Origin of the sequence: Pseudoalteromonas sp. MEBiC 03485, from assembly GCF_004195145.1 — a bacterium.
Lineage (GTDB): Bacteria > Pseudomonadota > Gammaproteobacteria > Enterobacterales > Alteromonadaceae > Pseudoalteromonas > Pseudoalteromonas apostichopi.
Genome location: NZ_SGBT01000001.1, coordinates 856330 through 876359 on the forward strand (window position 1 = coordinate 856330; position 20030 = coordinate 876359).

The 20030-nt window shown below is 41.2% G+C and carries 16 protein-coding genes; 7 read left to right on the forward strand and 9 right to left on the reverse strand.

The window, feature by feature from the left end; translation table 11 throughout:
• Nucleotides 1-63: 63 nt before the first annotated feature.
• On the reverse strand, nt 64-1950 hold the full coding sequence (locus EVU92_RS04080; protein WP_130050119.1) for a transglycosylase SLT domain-containing protein: 1887 nt from the start codon (nt 1948-1950) through the stop codon (nt 64-66).
• Nucleotides 1951-2145: 195 nt separating this feature from the next.
• On the opposite strand from EVU92_RS04080, the gene fadB reads away from it, so the two are divergent.
• The 3 genes from fadB (at nt 2146) to tusA (ending at nt 5870) form a co-directional block, all read left to right on the forward strand.
• Nucleotides 2146-4305, forward strand: coding sequence for a fatty acid oxidation complex subunit alpha FadB (gene fadB / locus EVU92_RS04085; protein ID WP_130050120.1), 2160 nt, complete (start codon nt 2146-2148; stop codon nt 4303-4305).
• A gap of 5 nt (nt 4306-4310) precedes the next feature.
• Entirely contained in the window at nt 4311-5477 is a 1167-nt protein-coding gene (gene fadA / locus EVU92_RS04090) for an acetyl-CoA C-acyltransferase FadA (RefSeq protein WP_130050121.1), read from the forward strand.
• 153 nt (nt 5478-5630) lie between these two features.
• On the forward strand, nt 5631-5870 hold the full coding sequence (gene tusA / locus EVU92_RS04095) for a sulfurtransferase TusA (protein WP_130050122.1): 240 nt from the start codon (nt 5631-5633) through the stop codon (nt 5868-5870).
• Between the two features lie 97 nt (nt 5871-5967).
• Here the strand turns inward: tusA and EVU92_RS04100 are convergent, their stop codons facing one another.
• The 7 genes from EVU92_RS04100 to dnaA form a co-directional block, all read right to left on the reverse strand.
• Nucleotides 5968-6417: a hypothetical protein gene (locus EVU92_RS04100; protein WP_054554787.1), complete on the reverse strand. Its 450-nt coding sequence runs from the start codon at nt 6415-6417 to the stop codon at nt 5968-5970.
• Nucleotides 6418-6478: 61 nt separating this feature from the next.
• The gene (gene glyS, locus EVU92_RS04105) at nt 6479-8548 is read right to left on the reverse strand and encodes a glycine--tRNA ligase subunit beta (RefSeq protein ID WP_130050123.1); all 2070 of its coding nucleotides are present in this window, start codon (nt 8546-8548) and stop codon (nt 6479-6481) included.
• A gap of 8 nt (nt 8549-8556) precedes the next feature.
• Complete coding sequence (gene glyQ, locus EVU92_RS04110) at nt 8557-9456, reverse strand: glycine--tRNA ligase subunit alpha (protein WP_054554789.1); 900 nt, start codon at nt 9454-9456, stop codon at nt 8557-8559.
• 142 nt (nt 9457-9598) lie between these two features.
• Complete coding sequence (gyrB, locus tag EVU92_RS04115) at nt 9599-12025, reverse strand: DNA topoisomerase (ATP-hydrolyzing) subunit B (protein ID WP_130050124.1); 2427 nt, start codon at nt 12023-12025, stop codon at nt 9599-9601.
• Nucleotides 12026-12037: 12 nt separating this feature from the next.
• Nucleotides 12038-13132: a DNA replication/repair protein RecF gene (gene recF, locus EVU92_RS04120; protein ID WP_054563761.1), complete on the reverse strand. Its 1095-nt coding sequence runs from the start codon at nt 13130-13132 to the stop codon at nt 12038-12040.
• Nucleotides 13133-13138: 6 nt separating this feature from the next.
• Complete coding sequence (gene dnaN / locus EVU92_RS04125) at nt 13139-14242, reverse strand: DNA polymerase III subunit beta (RefSeq protein WP_054563760.1); 1104 nt, start codon at nt 14240-14242, stop codon at nt 13139-13141.
• Between the two features lie 13 nt (nt 14243-14255).
• Nucleotides 14256-15653, reverse strand: coding sequence for a chromosomal replication initiator protein DnaA (gene dnaA / locus EVU92_RS04130; RefSeq protein WP_130050125.1), 1398 nt, complete (start codon nt 15651-15653; stop codon nt 14256-14258).
• A 506-nt stretch (nt 15654-16159) separates the two neighbouring features.
• On the opposite strand from dnaA, the gene rpmH reads away from it, so the two are divergent.
• From rpmH to yidC, 4 genes are all read left to right on the forward strand, one after another.
• Nucleotides 16160-16294: a 50S ribosomal protein L34 gene (rpmH, locus tag EVU92_RS04135; RefSeq protein WP_045980711.1), complete on the forward strand. Its 135-nt coding sequence runs from the start codon at nt 16160-16162 to the stop codon at nt 16292-16294.
• 5 nt (nt 16295-16299) lie between these two features.
• Nucleotides 16300-16722, forward strand: a complete 423-nt coding sequence (gene rnpA, locus EVU92_RS04140) for a ribonuclease P protein component (protein ID WP_130050126.1) — start codon at nt 16300-16302, stop codon at nt 16720-16722.
• A 128-nt stretch (nt 16723-16850) separates the two neighbouring features.
• Nucleotides 16851-17123 carry a membrane protein insertion efficiency factor YidD gene (yidD, locus tag EVU92_RS04145; RefSeq protein ID WP_054563758.1) on the forward strand — a complete coding sequence of 91 codons (273 nt, stop codon included), beginning with the start codon at nt 16851-16853 and terminating at the stop codon, nt 17121-17123.
• An 8-nt stretch (nt 17124-17131) separates the two neighbouring features.
• Nucleotides 17132-18763, forward strand: coding sequence for a membrane protein insertase YidC (gene yidC / locus EVU92_RS04150; RefSeq protein ID WP_130050127.1), 1632 nt, complete (start codon nt 17132-17134; stop codon nt 18761-18763).
• A 56-nt stretch (nt 18764-18819) separates the two neighbouring features.
• On the opposite strand, the gene EVU92_RS04155 is transcribed toward yidC, so the two are convergent.
• Nucleotides 18820-20025 carry a PepSY-associated TM helix domain-containing protein gene (locus EVU92_RS04155; protein ID WP_130050128.1) on the reverse strand — a complete coding sequence of 402 codons (1206 nt, stop codon included), beginning with the start codon at nt 20023-20025 and terminating at the stop codon, nt 18820-18822.
• Nucleotides 20026-20030 lie beyond the last annotated feature (5 nt).

Sequence of the window (20030 nt, forward strand, 5' to 3'; positions counted from 1 at the left end):
TTAGCAGTCTAACATAGCCAGCACTATCCCCCAACTGAGGGAGGATAGTGTGACACATCTTGTTTAACCACCCATCGACATATCTAGGATCGGTGCCAATACATTGCCGTCACGACCTAATCGAGTGTGATAAACCTGTCTGTAGGCAAACACATTCTTAACGTAGTTTCGTGTTTCGGTATAAGGAATTAACTCTATCCACAGTTCAGCTGGCATTGCTTGCTCTGGGATCCAGCGTTTAATGCGATGATAACCTGCATTGTAAGAAGCCGTAGCAAGGATTTCATTGCCATGATTTTTCTTTTTCAAATACTGCAAATATTCACTACCTAGACGTATATTAGTACGAGGCTGATATAACTGCCTGCGTGACACTGTACTCTTATTCATATACTTAGCAGTACTTGGTAACAACTGCATCAAACCATGAGCATTGGCATGAGAGCGTGCATCTGGCGCAAAAGAGCTTTCTCGACGCGAGATAGCAATACTCCAAGCAACATCGATATGGCTGCGGTTGCTATAAGTGGCAAACACATCTTTAAACGCAAATGGGAAACGTAAATCGACATAATCCCACTCTTTTATTTGCGCCAAGGTATAAATAGTGCTGTCGTACCAATCTAGCTCAGCAGCAAGTAAAGACGCAGCAAGCTTTTCTTCTTTAGTAGATGTATCCGTTAAATAATTCCATTCACGACGCGCAGATGTATAACGCTCAAGCTCATACAAGGCGCGAGCTCGCTTAAAACCAGGGGCATTTGCCACTTCAAGCTTAAGCTTATTACTAATATTGATATCTTTGTTATTTAAACTAACCGGAATACCCAAGCGTGCAGATGCTAAAAAGCCGTAATAATCACGTTCTTTAGCCACCGTTTGCCAAATTTCACGAGCTCGCTCGACGTCACCACGTTGATTTAAGCTATATGCCAACCAATATTGTTGACCCAAACTCAGGTTTTCTTTACCCGTGAAAAACGCCACAATGCCAGACCAATCTTGTCTCTCTAGCATGTTCCCTAGCTGCCATTGCATTAGTTTACGAGTTTGGCGCTCTTTAGGTACTTTGTTTAACCAAAAGCGTGCTTGTTGATGACCGCTCGAGGCAAGCGAAAGCGCAAAGCTGTAGTAAACATCGGCTTTTTGCTCGTCGGTGTAATCGAACATAGCTTCGAGCTTTTCCCAAGCTCGTAATGCCAAATCTTTATCTCGCCATACTAAGCGCTTAACCCCATAGAGTGCAATTTGCCCTTCTTTAGTCGACTTTTTCTTGTAGCGATAAAGACCCGCAGCAGCACTTGGGTCTCTTCGTACCTTTAAATATAAATCAGCTAAATATTGATCAGCCCGAGGCAATAATGTTTTTAAGTAAGGAATTAAGCTTGATGAGCCCCCTTCAGCAGCCAGACTAATACGCTGCCAAACTCGCTCTTGGGTTTGGTAACCCTTTTTCTTCCACAACGAGAATAATCCATCACACTCTTTTGGCTGTGACTCCCCAACAACCCATAAATCAGTAACTTGGTTCATTATGGCTTTTTCAGGTGCCCCCAAGTCCAATTGAAAGCTTAAGTAAGGGCACGTTAATTCGTTATTGCTCGTTTCGCGATAATTTCGAATATATGCAGCTTTCTTGTTGTACTTTTTTAAGTAATTAAGCCATGCCTTTCGTACAGGCCATTCTAGTGGCGTGTTTTGATAAATATTAAGATAGTTCTCTATTTCCGTTTGGTGTTTAAGGCTTGGGTTGCGTTGCCAATATGCCTTTTCGACATAAGGTTTCAACGGATGATCAAGTCCATTTGCTGCCTCTTTCATGTCTTGATAATCACCGTAACGCGCCTTTTTTTCTGCTTTTAAAAAAGCGTCATGTTTATCGTTGGCTTCAGCTGCAAAAAAAGGAAAAAGTAATGCGGCAGCTGTCCAACCAAGGAGTTGTTTTTTCATGATGACCTTTAACAAAAATTAAAGAATTAATAACAAAAAACTTCTGCTACACCTTAGCACCAAACCAGCTATATTTTAACCAATCGCGATAAAGCGCAGTAAATTTTTCGTTGCATTTTCATTTTAAAGCAAGCACACTGATTGAAATGCAAACTCATCGTACCAGTCTTAGTTAATAAACTAGGGAGAATAATAATGTTATATAAAAGCGATTCATTTGAAGTTGCTTTCATCAAGGACAACATCGCCGAGTTTAAGTTCTGTGCAGACGGCTCAGTAAATAAACTTTCGCAGCAAACCTTGCAAGATTGCGCTTTAGCATTAAAAGAATTGGCAACAAACTCAGATATCAAAGGCATGGTGTTCACCAGCGATAAAGATCATTTCATTATCGGTGCCGATATTTTCGAATTTTTACCTACTTTCACTAAACCTCAAGAAGAACTAGTTGCATGGATCAAAAATGCAACTGATGTTTTTGACGCAATTGAAGATTTACCTTTCCCAACCCTAAGTGCGGTAAACGGCATGGCGCTTGGTGGTGGATGTGAGTGGGCACTTGCTACCGATTATCGCGTTGCTAGCTCTAACGCTAAAATTGGCCTACCAGAAGTTAAATTAGGCATTATGCCTGGTTTTGGTGGCACAGTTCGCCTGCCACGCCTTATTGGCGCTGATAATGCGATGACATGGATCACTACAGGTAAAGAAAACCGTGCTGCGGATGCCCTAAAAGTAGGTGCGTTTGACGCGGTAGTTAGTGCTGACAAACTTTTAGAGTCAAGTATTGCAACACTTGAGCAAGCAATTGCTGGCAAGCTAGATTGGCAAGCAAAACGACAAGTAAAATTACAGCCACTGAAAATGAACCGTGTTGAGCAAGGTATGAGCTTTGCTATGGCAGAAGGTATGGTAATGGGTCAGACAAAAGGTCATTACCCAGCACCTGTTATGGCTGTAAAAACAATCAAAGCTGCTGCAAACTGTGAACGCGCTGAAGCAATGGCTATTGAAAACGCTAACTTTGCTAAACTTGCAGCAACAAGCGAAGCTGCCGCGCAAACCGGTATTTTCTTAGCTGACCAATACATTAAAGGTAAAGCGAAGAAGCAAGCTAAACACAGTGGGCTTGAGATCAAACAAGCAGCTGTATTAGGTGCAGGTATTATGGGTGGCGGTATTGCTTACCAGTCTGCTTATAAAGGCACACCTATTATCATGAAAGACATCAACCAAGATGCACTTGATTTAGGTATGGGCGAAGCATCTAAGCTACTAGGTAAGAAAGTACAACGTGGCCATATGGCGATGGATAAGATGGTTGCCACCTTAGGCAAGATCAAACCAACGTTAAATGATGCAGACCTACAAAGTGCTGATATCGTTGTTGAAGCCGTGGTTGAAAACCCTAAAGTGAAGCAAGCTGTTCTTGCGGGTCTTGAAAAAGACTTACCAGCAGGCACTATCCTAACTTCAAATACGTCAACTATTCGTATTGACGAGTTAGCATCTGCACTTGAAAAACCAGAAAACTTCTGTGGTATGCACTTCTTTAACCCTGTGCCGAAAATGCCATTAGTAGAAATCATCCGTGGTGAAAAAACTTCAGAAGCAACAATTAATGCAGTTGTTGATTACGCATTAAAACTTGGTAAATCACCTATCGTTGTAAACGACTGCCCTGGTTTCTTTGTTAACCGCGTACTATTCCCTTACTTTGCAGGTTTCAGCAAACTTGTTGTTGAAGGTGCTGACTTCACTAAAGTTGATAAAGTAATGGAAAATGTATTTGGTTGGCCAATGGGTCCTGCATATCTACTTGATGTTGTAGGTATCGATACAGCTTACCACTGTACTGGTGTAATGGCTGACGGCTTCCCTGAGCGTATGGCTCGCCAAGATAAAGACCCTGTTACTGTATTTGCAAACGAAAAACGCTTTGGTCAGAAAAATGGTGCTGGTTTCTACCAATACGCGCCGGACCGTCGTGGTCGCCTGAAAAAAGCAAAAGATGCAACAGCAACTGAGCTACTAAGTGCTATCACTGATGCACCTAAAGATTTCGACAAACAAGAAATCATTGACCGTTGTATGATTCCTATGATCAACGAAGTACTACTTTGTTTACAAGAGGGTATCGTAGCGTCACCACAAGAAGCTGACATGGCGCTAATTTACGGCATTGGTTTCCCTCCATTTAGAGGCGGTGCATTCCGTTACTTAGATCAAACTGGTTTAGCGAACTTTGTTGCAACAGCAGACAAGTACGCTCACTTAGGTGCGATTTACCAAGTATCAGATGAAACTCGCAAGTGGGCCGAAGAAGGCCGTGTATTCTATAAGGTGGAAGGATAAGAAACATGAATAATCCAGTAATCGTAGATTGTATCCGCACACCAATGGGTCGTTCAAAGAACGGCGTATTCAAAAACAAGCGTGCGGAAGATTTAAGTGCTCACTTAATGAAAGGTTTGTTAGACCGTAACCCAGCCGTTGATCCAGCATCAATTGATGATATTTACTGGGGCTGTGTTCAACAAACGTTAGAGCAAGGTTTCAACATTGCTCGTAATGCGGCATTACTAGCCGGTATCCCTCACTCTGTACCAGCGGTAACGGTTAACCGTTTATGTGGTTCATCAATGCAAGCATTACATGATGCAGCACGCGCTATTATGACTGGCGCTGGCGATACCTACATCATTGGTGGTGTTGAACACATGGGTCACGTACCTATGACTCATGGTAATGATTTTCACCCAGGTTTATCAACGTCTGTAGCACAAGCTGCTGGCGTAATGGGTTTAACTGCTGAATACCTTGCAACGCTTCACGGCATTAGCCGTCAGCAGCAAGACGAATTTGCTTACCGTTCACACCAACGTGCACACGCTGCAACAGTTGAAGGTCGTTTCCGCCGTGAAATCCTAGCAATGGAAGGTCACGATGCAGATGGTTCTTTAATCTTAGTTGAAGACGATGAAGTAATTCGTCCTGAGACGACTGTTGAAGGCTTATCGCAACTACGCCCTGTATTCAATCCAGCATCAGGTAGCGTAACTGCAGGTACTTCATCTGCACTTTCTGACGGCGCGTCAGCAATGCTTGTCATGAGCGAAGAGAAAGCAAAAGAACTTGGTTTACCAATTCGTGCGCGTATTAAATCAATGGCTGTTGCAGGTTGCGATCCATCAATTATGGGTTATGGTCCTGTTCCGGCATCGCAAAAAGCACTTCAACAAGCAGGTATCACAATTGACGATATCGATGTTGCAGAGCTGAACGAAGCATTCGCAGCACAATCTCTACCAGTATTAAAAGACCTAGGTCTGATGGATGTGGTAGATGAAAAAGTTAACCTAAATGGTGGTGCAATTGCACTTGGTCACCCACTAGGTTGTTCTGGTTCACGTATTAGCACAACGCTTGTTCACCTAATGGAAGACAAGAACGCTAAATACGGTCTAGCAACTATGTGTATTGGTTTAGGTCAAGGTATTGCAACTGTATTTGAGCGCGTAGAGTAACGAGCTCACACCAAACATCTTGGTGATAAAAAGGCGCACTGATTTGCTCAGTGCGCCTTTTTTATTTGCTTTGCTTTAGGTTATTGAAACAGGCGGCAATAGAAAGTTAAAATAGCCGCTTATTAATTGTCTCTTTCATTCAAAAGGTCAGCCATGAGTTTTGATAATCCCGATCACCAATTAGATGCACTTGGCCTTCGTTGTCCAGAACCTGTCATGATGGTGCGTGGCGCAGTGCGTAAAATGAAAGATGGTGAAACATTACTTATCATCGCCGATGACCCATCAACTACCCGTGATATTCCAAGCTTTTGTACTTTTATGGATCACACACTTCTGGCTAAAGATGTAGAACAAGCACCGTATCGATACTTGGTGAAGAAAGGGCTATAACGAGTTACGTTAAACTATTAAAATTAAGAGTGAGCATTAAATCAATATCATATGCTCACTCAATCGGCTTCAAACTGACAGCTGAAAGTTTAGAGCTTTACTTTCGGGTTACCGTCACTTTTGGTTGATTACTGTTACGGTAATCAAAGCTCACTACATACACGCCTTTTGCAGCGGGTTTAAAGCTGAAATAATTGTAGATGGTATTACAGTCTGCATTGGCGGCTTGGCCTAGCACTAATGATTGCCCTGCTGGGTCCATATCACTGTAACCACAGTTATAGCCTTCGCTAAAATCTGCATCCGCTACTTTGAATTCATAAACCTTACCAGGTGTAGAAAACTTAACGTCGGTTTGGAATATGCCTGGTGCAACTTGCTCTAATTGATACTGCGGCTCGGCATCCCACAAGGTAAAATCACCACGTAAGTACATAGTACGGTCAAGCTCTTTACTTGGCAGAATATCGTCAATGCTTGGCATTTGCATTTGGCTAGAACAGGCTGTTAATAAGCCTGCTAATGCTAAAGTAATTACACGTTTCATTACTATTCCTTATGCTACAAAAAAGCCAGCACTGAGCTGGCTTTTATTAATTGGCTACTGCTTACTTCTGAAGTACAGAAATATCAGCAATATCTAAAAACAGACGGCTTAGTTGGCTTAACAATGCTAAACGGTTTTGTTTAACCGCTTCGTCATCGGCCATTACCATAACGTTATCGAAGAAGTTATCAACACTCTCACGGATACCCGCAAGTTGTGACAATGCTTCTTGGTAATCGCCATTTGCATATAAAGGTGCAAGCTCAGTTGCAAACTTAGCAACGTGTGACGCTAATACTTTTTCTGCGTCATCGCTTAATAGGCTCTCATTCACATCACCTTGTGTTGTGATGTCATTCTTAGCCAAGATATTGCTTACACGTTTATTTGCTGCTGCAAGCGCTTCTGCAGCGTCTAATGTACGGAAGTGACTTACCGCTTTAACACGGCGGTCGAAATCAACTGGTTTAGTTGGGCGACGTGCTAGTACGGCTTGAATGACATCAACTTCGATACCTTCATCTTGATACCATGCGCGGAAACGACCTAACATAAACTCAAACACATCTGTTGATACGTTTAGGTTCGTTAGCTTTTCACCGAATAGCGTTTGTGACTTAGCAACAAGGTCTAAGATATCTAGCGGTAATGATTTTTCAACCATGATGCGTAATGCACCGATAGCTGCACGGCGTAGTGCAAATGGGTCTTTGTCGCCTTTTGGCGCTTGACCAATACCAAAAATACCCACCAGCGTATCAAACTTATCAGCAATTGCTACTGCACAGCTGATCACATTGGTTGGTAAATTATCACCCGCGAAGCGAGGCATATATTGTTCATTTTGCGCTAGTGCAACTTCTTCGGCTTCACCGTCGTGACGAGCATAATGCATACCCATTACACCTTGTACGTCGGTAAACTCCATCACCATTTCGGTCATTAAGTCTGTTTTACTTAATAAACCTGCACGCTTAGCCAGCTCGGCATCGGCACCTAATTGCTCCGCAATGTAACCTGCAAGTTCACTGATACGCTCAGATTTGTCTTTTAACGTACCCAATTGCTTTTGGAATAAAACAGTATCTAGCGATTCTAAACGGCTCTCTAGCGTTTTCTTCTTATCTGTTTCGTAGAAGAACTGCGCATCCGCTAAACGAGGACGAACAACTTTTTCGTTACCAGCAATTACCACGCTTGGATCTTTACTTTCGATATTTGAAACAAATAGGAACTTGTTTAGTAAGTTGCCATCTTGGTCTAATAACGGGAAGTACTTTTGGTCGTCCTTCATAGTATAGATAAGCGCTTCTGAAGGAACATCTAAAAATGCTTCTTCGAATGTTGCTGTCAGCGTTACTGGCCATTCAACCAAGGATGTTACTTCTTCAAGTAAGTCTTCATCCATCGCTACTTTTGCATTTACAGCGCTAGCTGCTGCTTCAATTTGTTCGCGAATTTGTGCTTTACGCGCTTCGAAGTCAGCGACAACATAAGCAGATTTAAGAACATCAAACACGTCATCTGCGTGGTTAATTGTTACTTTTTCTGGATGATGGAAACGGTGACCTTGTAATTGGTTGCCAACTTGCTTACCAAGGATTTCACCTTCGATTAGCGTGCTACCAAATAAAATAGTCGCAGTGTGCACTGGGCGGATAAATTGTGTTTTATTTGCACCCCAACGCATTGGTTTAGGGATAGGTAATTTAGCAAGCGCTTTGTTTACAGCATCGCTCATAAGCGAGGTAGTTGCTTGACCTTCAACCTGTGCTTTGTGTAATAACCAAGCACCTTTATCTGTTTCTAGCGTTTGTGCGTCGCTTACATCGATGCCACAACCACGAGCCCAACCCATTGCGGCTTTAGTTGGGTTGCCATCTGCGTCAAAAGCCGCTGCTACTGCAGGGCCGCGTTTTTCTACAACCTTATCACTTTGTTTAGCTTCAAGTGCAGTAACACGTAAACCTAAACGACGTGGTGATGCGTACCAATTAACGCCTTGATGAGCTAATTCTAAGCTTGCAAGCTCAGCTGCTAAGTTCTCAGCAAACGACTCAGCAAGTTTACGAAGTGCTTTCGGTGGCAACTCTTCAGTGCCAATTTCTACTAATAAATTTTCTGCTGACATGCTAATTCTTAATCCTTACAAAGCGGGAAACCAAGAGCTTCACGGGCATCATAGTAACTTTGCGCACATGCTTTAGATAAAGCACGAACACGTAAGATATAACGTTGACGTTCTGTTACTGAGATAGCGTGACGAGCGTCTAATAAGTTAAACGCATGTGATGCTTTCATTACTTGCTCATAAGCTGGTAATGGTAAGCCTGCTTCAATTAGCTTTTCGCTTTCTTTTTCACAGTGATCAAACTGTGCAAATAAGAACTCAACATCCGCTTGTTCGAAGTTATAAGCCGATTGCTCTACTTCATTTTGATGGAATACATCACCGTATGTGACACGACCCATAGGACCATCTGCCCATACAAGGTCATAGATACTATCTACGCCCTGAATGTACATTGCTAAACGCTCAAGACCATACGTGATCTCACCTGTTACTGGTGAGCACTCTAGGCCACCTACTTGTTGGAAGTAAGTGAACTGCGTCACTTCCATGCCGTTCAACCAGATTTCCCAACCTAGACCCCAAGCACCTAATGTAGGCGACTCCCAGTTGTCTTCTACGAAGCGAACTTCGTCAGTTAGCGTATCGATACCTACCGCAGCTAAAGAGCCTAAATAGAGCTCTTGGATGTTCTCTGGTGATGGTTTTAATACTACTTGGAATTGGTAGTAATGTTGTAAGCGGTTTGGGTTTTCACCATAACGACCATCAGTTGGACGACGGCATGGTTGAACATACGCGCTCGACATTGGCTCTGGACCAATCGACTTTAAGAAAGTTAACGGATGAAATGTCCCTGCTCCCACTTCCATATCGAGTGGTTGAGCAATCACACAGCCTTGCTGTGCCCAATAGTCCTGTAAAGCCAGGATCAAACCTTGGAAGGTTTTAACGTCATATTTTTGCATATTTGGCTTATAGTATCTGGTGCGTTTAGTCTGAAAATTGCTCTCAGTATACCTTGTGTGCAGTAAGGTTTTAAGCAGTTTGTGCTTTTTCAGCAATAAAAAAAGGAGCCAGTTGGCTCCTTTTTAATTATCAATTCTAACTTTACACGTCTAAGTTAACTACACGTAGTGCATTCGTTTCAATGAAGTCACGACGAGGTTCAACTTGGTCACCCATTAGTGTCGCGAACAATTGGTCAGCTGCAACCGCATCTTCAATTGTTACTTTCAACATACGACGTGCGCCTGGGTCCATGGTGGTTTCCCAAAGTTGATCTGGGTTCATCTCACCTAGTCCTTTATAGCGTTGGATATAAAGGCCACGTTTCGATTCACTAATTAACCACTCTAATGCATCAACAAAGTTATCAACAGCATGAGTTTTCTCACCACGTTGAATATATGCGCCTTCTTCAAGTAAGTTAGCAATGTTAACACCTGTCGCTGCAATGCGTTTGTAGTCACGAGATGTAATGAAGTCGAAGTTCAATACATGCGCTTTGTCCACACCATGTTGGCGAATATTCACAACAGGATAATACATGTTGCGTTCTGTATCGTGCTCAGTGCTCGCGTGGAAAATAGTTGCATCTTCATCGCGTGCAATTAAGTCTTCAACAAGCGTGTTAGTCCACTCTTTTACTTTTGCTTCATTTGCTAAATCAGCTTCTGTAATTTCGCTTTGATAGATTAAACGTTCCATAACCGAATTTGGATATTTACGTTTTAAACGTTCAATTACTTTTACTGTATTTTGATAATCGTGAACAATTCTTTCTAATTCTTCACCTTCAAGTGCAGTTGCACCTTCACTCGTATACAGTGCAGCATTGTTCAATGCTAATGACGTTAGGTAATCAACAAGCGCTGGGTCATCTTTAATGTAGCGTTCTTGCTTACCTTTTTTCACTTTATAAAGTGGTGGTTGCGCAATATAGATAAAGCCTTTTTCTACAATCTCTGGCATTTGACGGTAGAAGAAAGTCAGTAGCAAGGTACGAATGTGAGAACCATCCACGTCCGCATCGGTCATAATAATGATACGATGATAACGAAGCTTTTCAGGGTCATATTCATCACGACCAATACCACAACCTAATGCTGTGATTAATGTCGCTACTTCTTGCGAAGAAAGCATCTTATCAAAGCGTGCTTTTTCAACGTTAAGAATCTTACCTTTAAGTGGCAAGATAGCTTGATTTTTGCGGTTACGACCCTGCTTAGCTGAACCACCTGCAGAGTCACCCTCCACTATGTATAGTTCTGAAAGTGCTGGATCTTTTTCTTGGCAATCAGCCAATTTACCTGGTAAACCGGCTAAATCCATTGCGCCTTTACGACGTGTCATTTCACGCGCTTTACGAGCTGCTTCACGTGCACGTGCTGCATCAATGATTTTGCCAACAACAGTTTTAGCATCAACAGGATTTTCTAATAAGAACTCTGTTAGTTTTTCTGCCATTGCTTGCTCTACAGCAGATTTCACTTCACTTGATACTAGTTTATCTTTAGTTTGTGATGAGAACTTAGGATCAGGTACTTTAACACTTACAACTGCAGTTAAGCCTTCACGAGCGTCATCACCCGTTGCATTGCTTGTTGTTTTCGCTTTTTTGTTAAAGCCTTCTTTTTCCATGTAGTTATTTAGCGTACGCGTTAATGCGGCTCTAAAGCCAGCTAAGTGCGTACCACCATCACGTTGTGGAATGTTGTTTGTAAAACAATAAATGCTTTCTTGGAAACCATCGTTCCACTGCATTGATACTTCTACACTAATACCGTCTTCTTCACGCTCATGAGTAAAGTGGAAAACACTTTTATGTACAGGTGTTTTGTTACGGTTTAGATATTCTACGAATGCCTGAATACCACCTTCATATTTAAAGTGGTCATTTTTAGCTTCTTCACGCTCATCGGTAAGAATGATACTTACACCAGAGTTTAAGAACGAAAGCTCACGTAAACGCTTTGCTAAAATATCGTAGTGGAAGTTTAAGTCAGTGAATGTTTCACCGCTTGGCCAAAAACGTAATTCAGTACCGGTGTCAGTTGCATCACCAATTACAGCTAATGGTGCATCTGGTACACCCATAGTATAAGTTTGTTGGTGAATTTTGCCTTCACGACGAATTGTCAGTTGTAGTTTTTCAGATAGCGCATTTACAACCGAAACACCTACACCGTGTAAGCCACCCGATACTTTATATGAGTTATCATCGAACTTACCACCAGCGTGAAGTACCGTCATGATAACTTCAGCCGCAGAAACACCTTCTTCTTCGTGAATAGATGTAGGAATACCACGACCGTTATCTCTTACAGAGACTGAACCGTCTAAGTGAATCGTTACAAAAATATCATCACAATGACCAGCTAAGGCTTCATCGATAGAGTTATCAACAACCTCAAACACCATGTGGTGTAGGCCTGTACCGTCATCGGTGTCCCCTATATACATTCCTGGACGCTTTCTTACTGCGTCTAATCCTTTAAGTACTTTAATACTCGACGAATCGTAATTCTCAGACATGGTTAATCCCACTTATCTTGTTATTAGGTTGCCATGTTTCACGTGGAACATTTTTAGTTCTCGTTGCATGGGTTCCACCACAGCAGAAATACTTTCAGATAAAATTGATGAGATAAAAAGTTGCGAATCGCAATGAGTCAAAAGCTGACCCACTTTTTCTTTTGTATCTTCACCCAGTTCTGAAGGTAAGTCATCTATTAGCAATATAGATTGCTTATCTGTTTCTGACTCAATTAAGCTATTTTGCGTTACTTTTAACGCATAAAGCAAGAGCTTCAATTGACCACGAGAAAATGTATTTTCTACACTGTTACCAGAAACACTAAAACTAAAATCAGCTTTATGCGGCCCCTTACTTGTGAAACCTTGTTTGGCATCACGTTCAAAGCTTTGCTCAAGCGCCTCTGAGAGCGTTTCACTCTCTTTCCAGCCCGCATGAAAGTTAATTTCTAAATCGCTTACAAGCGTTAATTCTGCACACATTTTATCAAAAAACTGCTGCTTAAACCTACTTATATACGCGATTCTTAAATTATTTATTTGTTCAGCTAGTCTAACAAATTCTTTATCCCAAAACTTGATCTGTTCGAAATAATCTCGAGGTTTACTTTTTAATAAAGCATTGCGTTGTTTCAGTACTTTATTAAAGGACTGCCATAAATAAAAAAAGTCATGTTCCACGTGGAACAATCCTAAATCGAGAAATTTTCTACGCTCTTTTGGGCCACCAAAAAACAATGAATAGCTTTCAGGTGTAATAACTTGCACCGGTACTAGCTGCGCTAATTCAGAAATTTTACGGCTCGTTTTTCCCTGAATCTTTAAAGATGTTTCACCCGCTTGGTTTTTACTAATACCAATTGGGATAGACAAGTCGTGTAGTGCTTTTCGACCATGTATCACAAACTTGTCTTGTTGATGCTGAATGATATTTTTATGTTTGGCGGTACGAAATGATTTACCGTGAGAAAGGAAATAAATCGCCTCAAGGAGACTAGTTTTTCCGCTGCCATTTTCGCCGTAGATAATGTTTATGCCATTAACCGGCTCAAGTGTCAGCGCCTCAATATTCCGAAAATTATTGAGGCTTAAATGACTTAAACTCATATAAGCTTATAGGCGCATCGGCATAACAACGTACATAGCTTCTTCGTCACCCGCACCTTCAATTAGCGCACTGCTATTAGAATCTGCAAGCGTAAACGTAACATCTTCTGTTTTTAATGTATTAAGTACATCAAGGACATAAGAAACGTTAAAGCCAATTTCAAGTTCGCCGCCTTGGTACATTACTTCAACGACCTCTTCAGCTTGTTCTTGCTCAGGGTTGTTTGCTGTAATTTTTAATAAACCTTCAGACAGGTTTAAACGTACGCCACGGAACTTTTCATTCGATAAAATAGACACTCGCTGAAAAGCACTACGTAGCCATTCACGGTTAGCAGTAATCACCTTGTCACCACCACGCGGCAATACTCGACGATAATCAGGGAAACGACCATCAACTAGTTTACTGGTAAACGTAAATTCAGTATCAATAATACGAATATGATTAGCACCGAATTGAATGGTAACTAGCTCATCATCAGCCACCATTAGGCGCATAATTTCTTGTACACCTTTACGTGGAATAATTAACTGACGTTGCGTATTTAATGATTGCGGTAATTGCTTTTGTGCAATCGCCAAACGGTGACCATCTGTAGCCACTGTTTTAATATCTGCGTTATCAACTTCAAAAGACATACCGTTTAAATAATAACGTACGTCTTGATTCGCCATAGAAAAATGCGTGCTTTCTAAAAGCTTGCGTAACTCTAAACGCGTTAGTTGAAATTCAACTTCACCATCCCACTGCTCAAGATTCGGAAAATCTTCAGCGGCAAGCGTTGTTAAAGAAAAACGGCTTTTACCACTGGTTAGTAGTAACTGATGATCTTGGCTACTTAACGTAAGGTCTGAGCCATCAGGTAAACTTTTACAAATATCGAGTAACTTTTTAGCTGGTAAAGTGAGTTGCGTATCAGTGGTATCTTCACCTACAAACACACTCGCCACTAACTCAATTTCAAGATCGGTACCCGTCATCGAAAGTTGTCCGTTTTCAACAACTAAAAGTACGTTCGATAAAATAGGTAAGGTGTGCTTACGCTCAATCGCACCAGACACTTGAACTAAAGGTTTTAAAAATTGCTCTCTTGATATTGTTATTTGCATAATAAAGTCGGCCTTAAGATGACAAGGTTCTTATTAAGTTTTGATAATCTTCTTTCACTTCGTGGCTTTCATCACGTAGTGATTTAACTTTACGACAAGCGTGTAATACAGTTGTGTGATCGCGACCACCAAAAGCGTCGCCAATCTCAGGTAAACTGTGATTTGTAAGTTCTTTTGATAATGCCATGGCCACTTGACGTGGTCTTGCTACTGAACGGCTTCGACGTTTAGATAATAAGTCTGACACACGAATGCGGTAATACTCAGCAACTGTACGTTGGATATTATCTATCGTTACCAGTTTATCTTGCAGAGCAAGTAAGTCTCGCAGGGCTTCTTTTACAAAGTCGATCGAAATCGGACGACCAGTAAAGTTTGCATTAGCAATAACGCGGTTTAACGCCCCTTCTAATTCACGCACATTTGAACGCAATTTTTTAGCGATAAAAAAGGCCACTTCATGGGGTAAATTAATTTTACTTTGCTGCGCTTTTTTCATCAAAATGGCAACGCGCGTTTCAAGTTCTGGCGGCTCAATAGCAATTGTTAAACCCCAACCAAAACGTGATTTAAGGCGATCTTCAACCCCTTCTATCTCTTTGGGATAGCGGTCTGAAGTTAATATAATCTGTTGATTTCCTTCAAGTAAAGCGTTGAAGGTATGGAAAAACTCTTCTTGTGAGCGCTCTTTATTAGCGAAAAATTGAATATCATCGATCATCAATGCATCAACACTTCGGTAATAACGTTTAAATTCTTCAATGGCATTATTTTGCAGCGCTTTAACCATATCTTGCACAAATCGCTCTGAGTGCATATAGACAATTTTAGCGTCTGGCTTATTTGCCATAATACCGTTACCAACAGCATGTAATAAGTGAGTTTTACCTAAGCCCGTACCACCGTATATAAATACAGGGTTAAATGCTGAACCTGGGTTATCTGCAACTTGAGTCGCTGCAGCTTTTGCTAATTGGTTTGATTTACCTTCAACAAAGCTATCAAAAGTATAATTTTCTTTAATGTTTGATTTATAACCTGATTTTGGTGCAGGTTCTACCGCTGCTTTTTCAGGCTTTGGCTGTTGCTTTTCGGCAGCTTGTTGTGGAACAGATGCGCTAGCTTCTGAAGCAGCCGGTGCTGATGCCACTTGGGCATTTAAAATTGGTTTACTACCAACATCAAAACGTAGCTCAGGTGCTTCATCACCACAAATTTCAACGAGTAGTTCATTAATACGGTTTAAATACTTTTCTCTCACCCAATCCAAAACGAAACGGTTAGGTGCATATATAGTCAACGTATCTTCGGTACTTTCTGCTTGAAGTGGTCTTACCCACATACTGAATTGCTGTGAAGGCAATTCATCTTGCAATACATATAAACAACTTTGCCAAACCGACAGATACACAGTTAAACTCCCAGAGATTTAATTTTTATTCCCGTTCATCTTTAATGATGGAAAATCAAACATTTATTGCTAATCTTTGACCAACTTTCTTGGCCCAGACCGACTATTATGAAGGTACTTTATCCACAAGTACAAGATTGATTTTTATGAAAAATATGATCTCAGCAACATAAAAGAATAAAACACTGATTTTTAAGAAATTTATTTTTTAAGCTCGAACAGTGATCATAACAAATTTGCAGGCAGATCGCGATCAAATTCTACGATCGAATTGGCTTTTCCCAAGCTTTTATTCACTTTTTATACAGAGGCTGTGGAAAACTTCTTATTTATGATGATCCTATATGATCACGAAAAAGGATCCTTTATAATTACTACCTCTGCAGCGTTTTAATGATTGACTTTTATTGTCTTCATCTATAATATCTCGCGCTCGCAATGGCACCTGTGCCAGGATCGCGACCTGCATAGGATGTTTTAACCTTAACCGATCGGATGGAATTGTTATGAAAAGAACTTTTCAACCTAGCGTTTTAAAACGCAAACGTACACACGGTTTCCGTGCTCGTATGGCATCAGCAAATGGCCGTAAAGTATTAGCTCGTCGTCGTGCTAAAGGCCGTAAAGTTCTTTCTGCTTAATATAAGTGGAAGACTTTAGCTTCAGCAGGGAGTTACGTCTGTTAACTCCCTCGCATTACTCTCGAATCTTTAATGAACCAGCACGCGCTGCGACTCCTTTCTTTACTCTATTAGCTAAACGCAATGACCAAACTAATCCTCGATTAGGTCTTACGGTCGCAAAAAAACGCGTTAAAAAAGCCTGTCAACGTAATCGAATTAAACGACTTGCTCGCGAAAGTTTCCGTTTAAATCAACATAAAATCGATAACATTGATATTGTGCTTATGGTTAAAAGTGGTATTGATGAACAGTCCAACGAAGAGCTAACAAAGCAACTAAATAAATTGTGGCGAAAAATTAACGAACGCTGCAAGCCTGGTGCACCTAAACCACCACCATTTAAAAAACGCCCGAATAAATCAGCTAAATCTAATAAACAAGCCTGATAGCAATAGAATTACAGGCTTAATTAAGGTATCTTTAGCTCACCTTTTAATCATGCATTTAAAATTCTACGATGGGAATTTAAATTCATGGTATCCATTGACTAAATTAACGCAGGGGCAGACACATCATGAGGTTACTTAAACCACTTGTTGCTATTCCAAAGCGCTGTTTAGTCATGCTAATACGCGGCTATCAAAAATGGATAAGCCCACTATTAGGCCCGCATTGTCGTTTTAATCCAACCTGCTCTAGTTACGCTATTCAAGCAATTAATTTGCATGGAAGTGTAAAAGGCAGTTGGTTAGCTGTTAAACGCATATTAAAATGCCACCCTTTACATGCTGGTGGGGATGATCCCGTACCGGCAAAAAATCATATTAACCACCAACACGAGAAATAAGAGCTGTTATGGAATCGCAACGCACGTTTTTATTAATCGGCTTGATGCTTGTGTCGTTTTTATTATTTCAAGAATGGAATAACGACTACAACGCACCAAAAGCTGATCCAAGTGCCACAACACAAACACTAGGCGCAACTACACCGGAATCTGATGACTTTATTCCAGCATCATCTGACGGTGAAGTTCCAGCTGTAACGACAGCAAAGCGCTCAGTTATCGATGTAACAACTGATGTATTCACTGTTAAAATTGACACCCAAGGTGGTGACATTATTGAAGCAGACTTACTTCAGTACGAAGAGGTAAAAGGCGGTGAAACACCTTTCATGCTACTTGGTGAGTTTGACGGTAACCAATACTTCTCGCAAAGTGGCTTAATTGGTTTAAATGGCCCAGAGACAACCCTGAAAGGCCGCCCTGTTTATAAAACCACACAAAAAGCATTCACTTTAACGGGTGATGAGCTACGTGTACCACTTGAGTTTACTGACAGTAAAGGTGTGACGTTTACTAAAACTTATATCTTCAAAAAAGGCGACTACGCTGTAGATTTAGAGTACACAGTAAACAACGTAACAGCTGATCCAATTCAAGTTCAGTTATACACGCAAGTAAAACGCACAGTACAAGAAAAAGGTAGTTTAGTAGATCAAAACTACTTAGGCGGCGCATATGGTACTGAAGAAGAGCCATATGAAAAGTACAGCTTCTCAGATATGGCTGATAAGAACCTTAATATCACTACATCTGGCGGCTACATTGCATTTATTCAACACTACTTTGTAAGTGCATGGGTACCTAAGCAAGACCAACAAAACACTCTTTACACTAAGCTTGTATCTGGTAATGCGGCAATTATTGGTACTAAAGGTGAAGCAGTTAACGTACAAGCGGGTACGCAAGCAACACTTAGCTCAACTTACTATATGGGCCCGAAAGAGTCTGACGTACTAGAAGCAATTCACCCAGACTTAGATTTAACCGTAGACTACGGTTGGTTATGGTTTATCTCACAACCACTATTCGTATTACTTAAGTGGTTACACAGCATTCTAGGTAACTGGGGTCTAGCTATCATTGCAATCACGGTTATCGTTAAGACAGCAATGTACCCGCTAACAAAAGCACAATACACGTCAATGGCGAAGATGCGTGCATTACAGCCTAAAATGGCTGCGCTAAAAGAGAAGTATGGTGATGACCGTCAAAAATTCGGTCAAGCTATGATGGAAATGTACCGCAAAGAAAAAGTGAACCCTATGGGTGGCTGTTTCCCGCTGTTACTACAAATGCCAATCTTCTTAGCATTATTCTACGTATTCTTAGAATCAACAGAGCTACGTCATGCTGAATTCTTTTTATGGTTAAATGACTTATCAGCAATGGACCCATACTACGTATTACCGGTTTTATTTGGTTTAAGTATGTTCATCACTCAAAAGCTGCAACCTATGACGGTTACTGACCCTATGCAGCAAAAAATGATGACCTTTATGCCAGTAGTATTCTCTATTTTCTTCTTGTGGTTCCCATCTGGCCTAGTACTTTACTGGTTAGTATCGAACCTTATCTCAATCGCACAGATGCTAATCATCTACCGCGGTATGGAGAAAAAAGGTATTAAGGTAAGAGGCTAAACTCTTAACCCAATAAAAAAGGCGCTAACTGCGCCTTTTTTAATGCCTGAAAATAGCTAACCGAGTATAGGAGAATAAACTTGATTGGGCATACTACGTTCAGTAAAGCTCAAACTTGTAGTTAGCAGCGAAGCAACCACCAAACCGATTGCAATCACCCCAGATAAACCAAGCCACTTTCCAGTCGTTGTTTTACGCTTAACCCTAAGCCAACTCATATAGATGCCAGCAGCGCTTACAAAGCTCATCAATGCACCAAATAATCCCCAAATAAGCTTGGTACCAATTCCTGCAAAGTTACCAAAGTGCAGCGGATCTGCGGTGTCTTTAATTCGTGGAAGCAGGTTTAGTTCTTCCCCTTTTTGTATACCAAGAACTTCACCGGAACTTGGTTTTAAATAAACCCGGTTAGCACGTAGGCGTAGTAAAATATCATCGTTGTAACCACGCACTTCAATAGGCTGATTTGCTTCATTAGGATAACGAATATAGCGAATATCAAGGCTAGTAAATGCCTGTTGAGCGGCTTCATAAGCAGCAGCTAAACTAATTGGCGATAGACCTTTGCGAGGACTTTGTTTTTTAAACTCACTCAAGGCTTGTGGACTAGATACATAGTGAGGTACCTTCGCGGTTTGCAGTCCATGTTCTATCAGATACCAACCCCCTGTGATGGCCATCACAGCAATAAACCATAAACTCCAAAGCCCTAACAGCTTATGCCAATCAGACCAACTACTGCGCTTATCAAGGCTAAGCGCAGCAGGTTTTTTTATAAAACCTTGCCACCAGCGCCGATACACATAAAAACTCGAAACCAATAAAATAACGAGTAAAACACTCAAACTGGTGACGATTAGTTTACCCGTCCAGCCCATCGACAAGTTCATATGCCAGTTACGTAAAAACCGCGATATCCGCGCCCACTCACCTTCACCGAGTAAGCGACCCGTTGCTGCATCTAAATACACAAAACGAAATGAATCACCGACTTTAAGGGCCGCTTCAGTGGCTAGGTAATCTTGCTTATGACGTTGTATATAGAGTAACTGAGCTTGCGGATAATGCTTATTAAGGGTGTTTTCGAGAGCTTGGTAGTTAGTAGAGGCAGAAGAAGTTAAAGCACGGTACTTAGCGTCTGTTAAGTATTCGAGTTCATGACTTAACGTAGCGAGTGTCCCCGATACGCAGGTAACAAAAAGCAGGACTCCAACAAAGAGTCCTGCCCATGAATGTAAGTTAAACCAACTTTTAGCGTTCACACGCC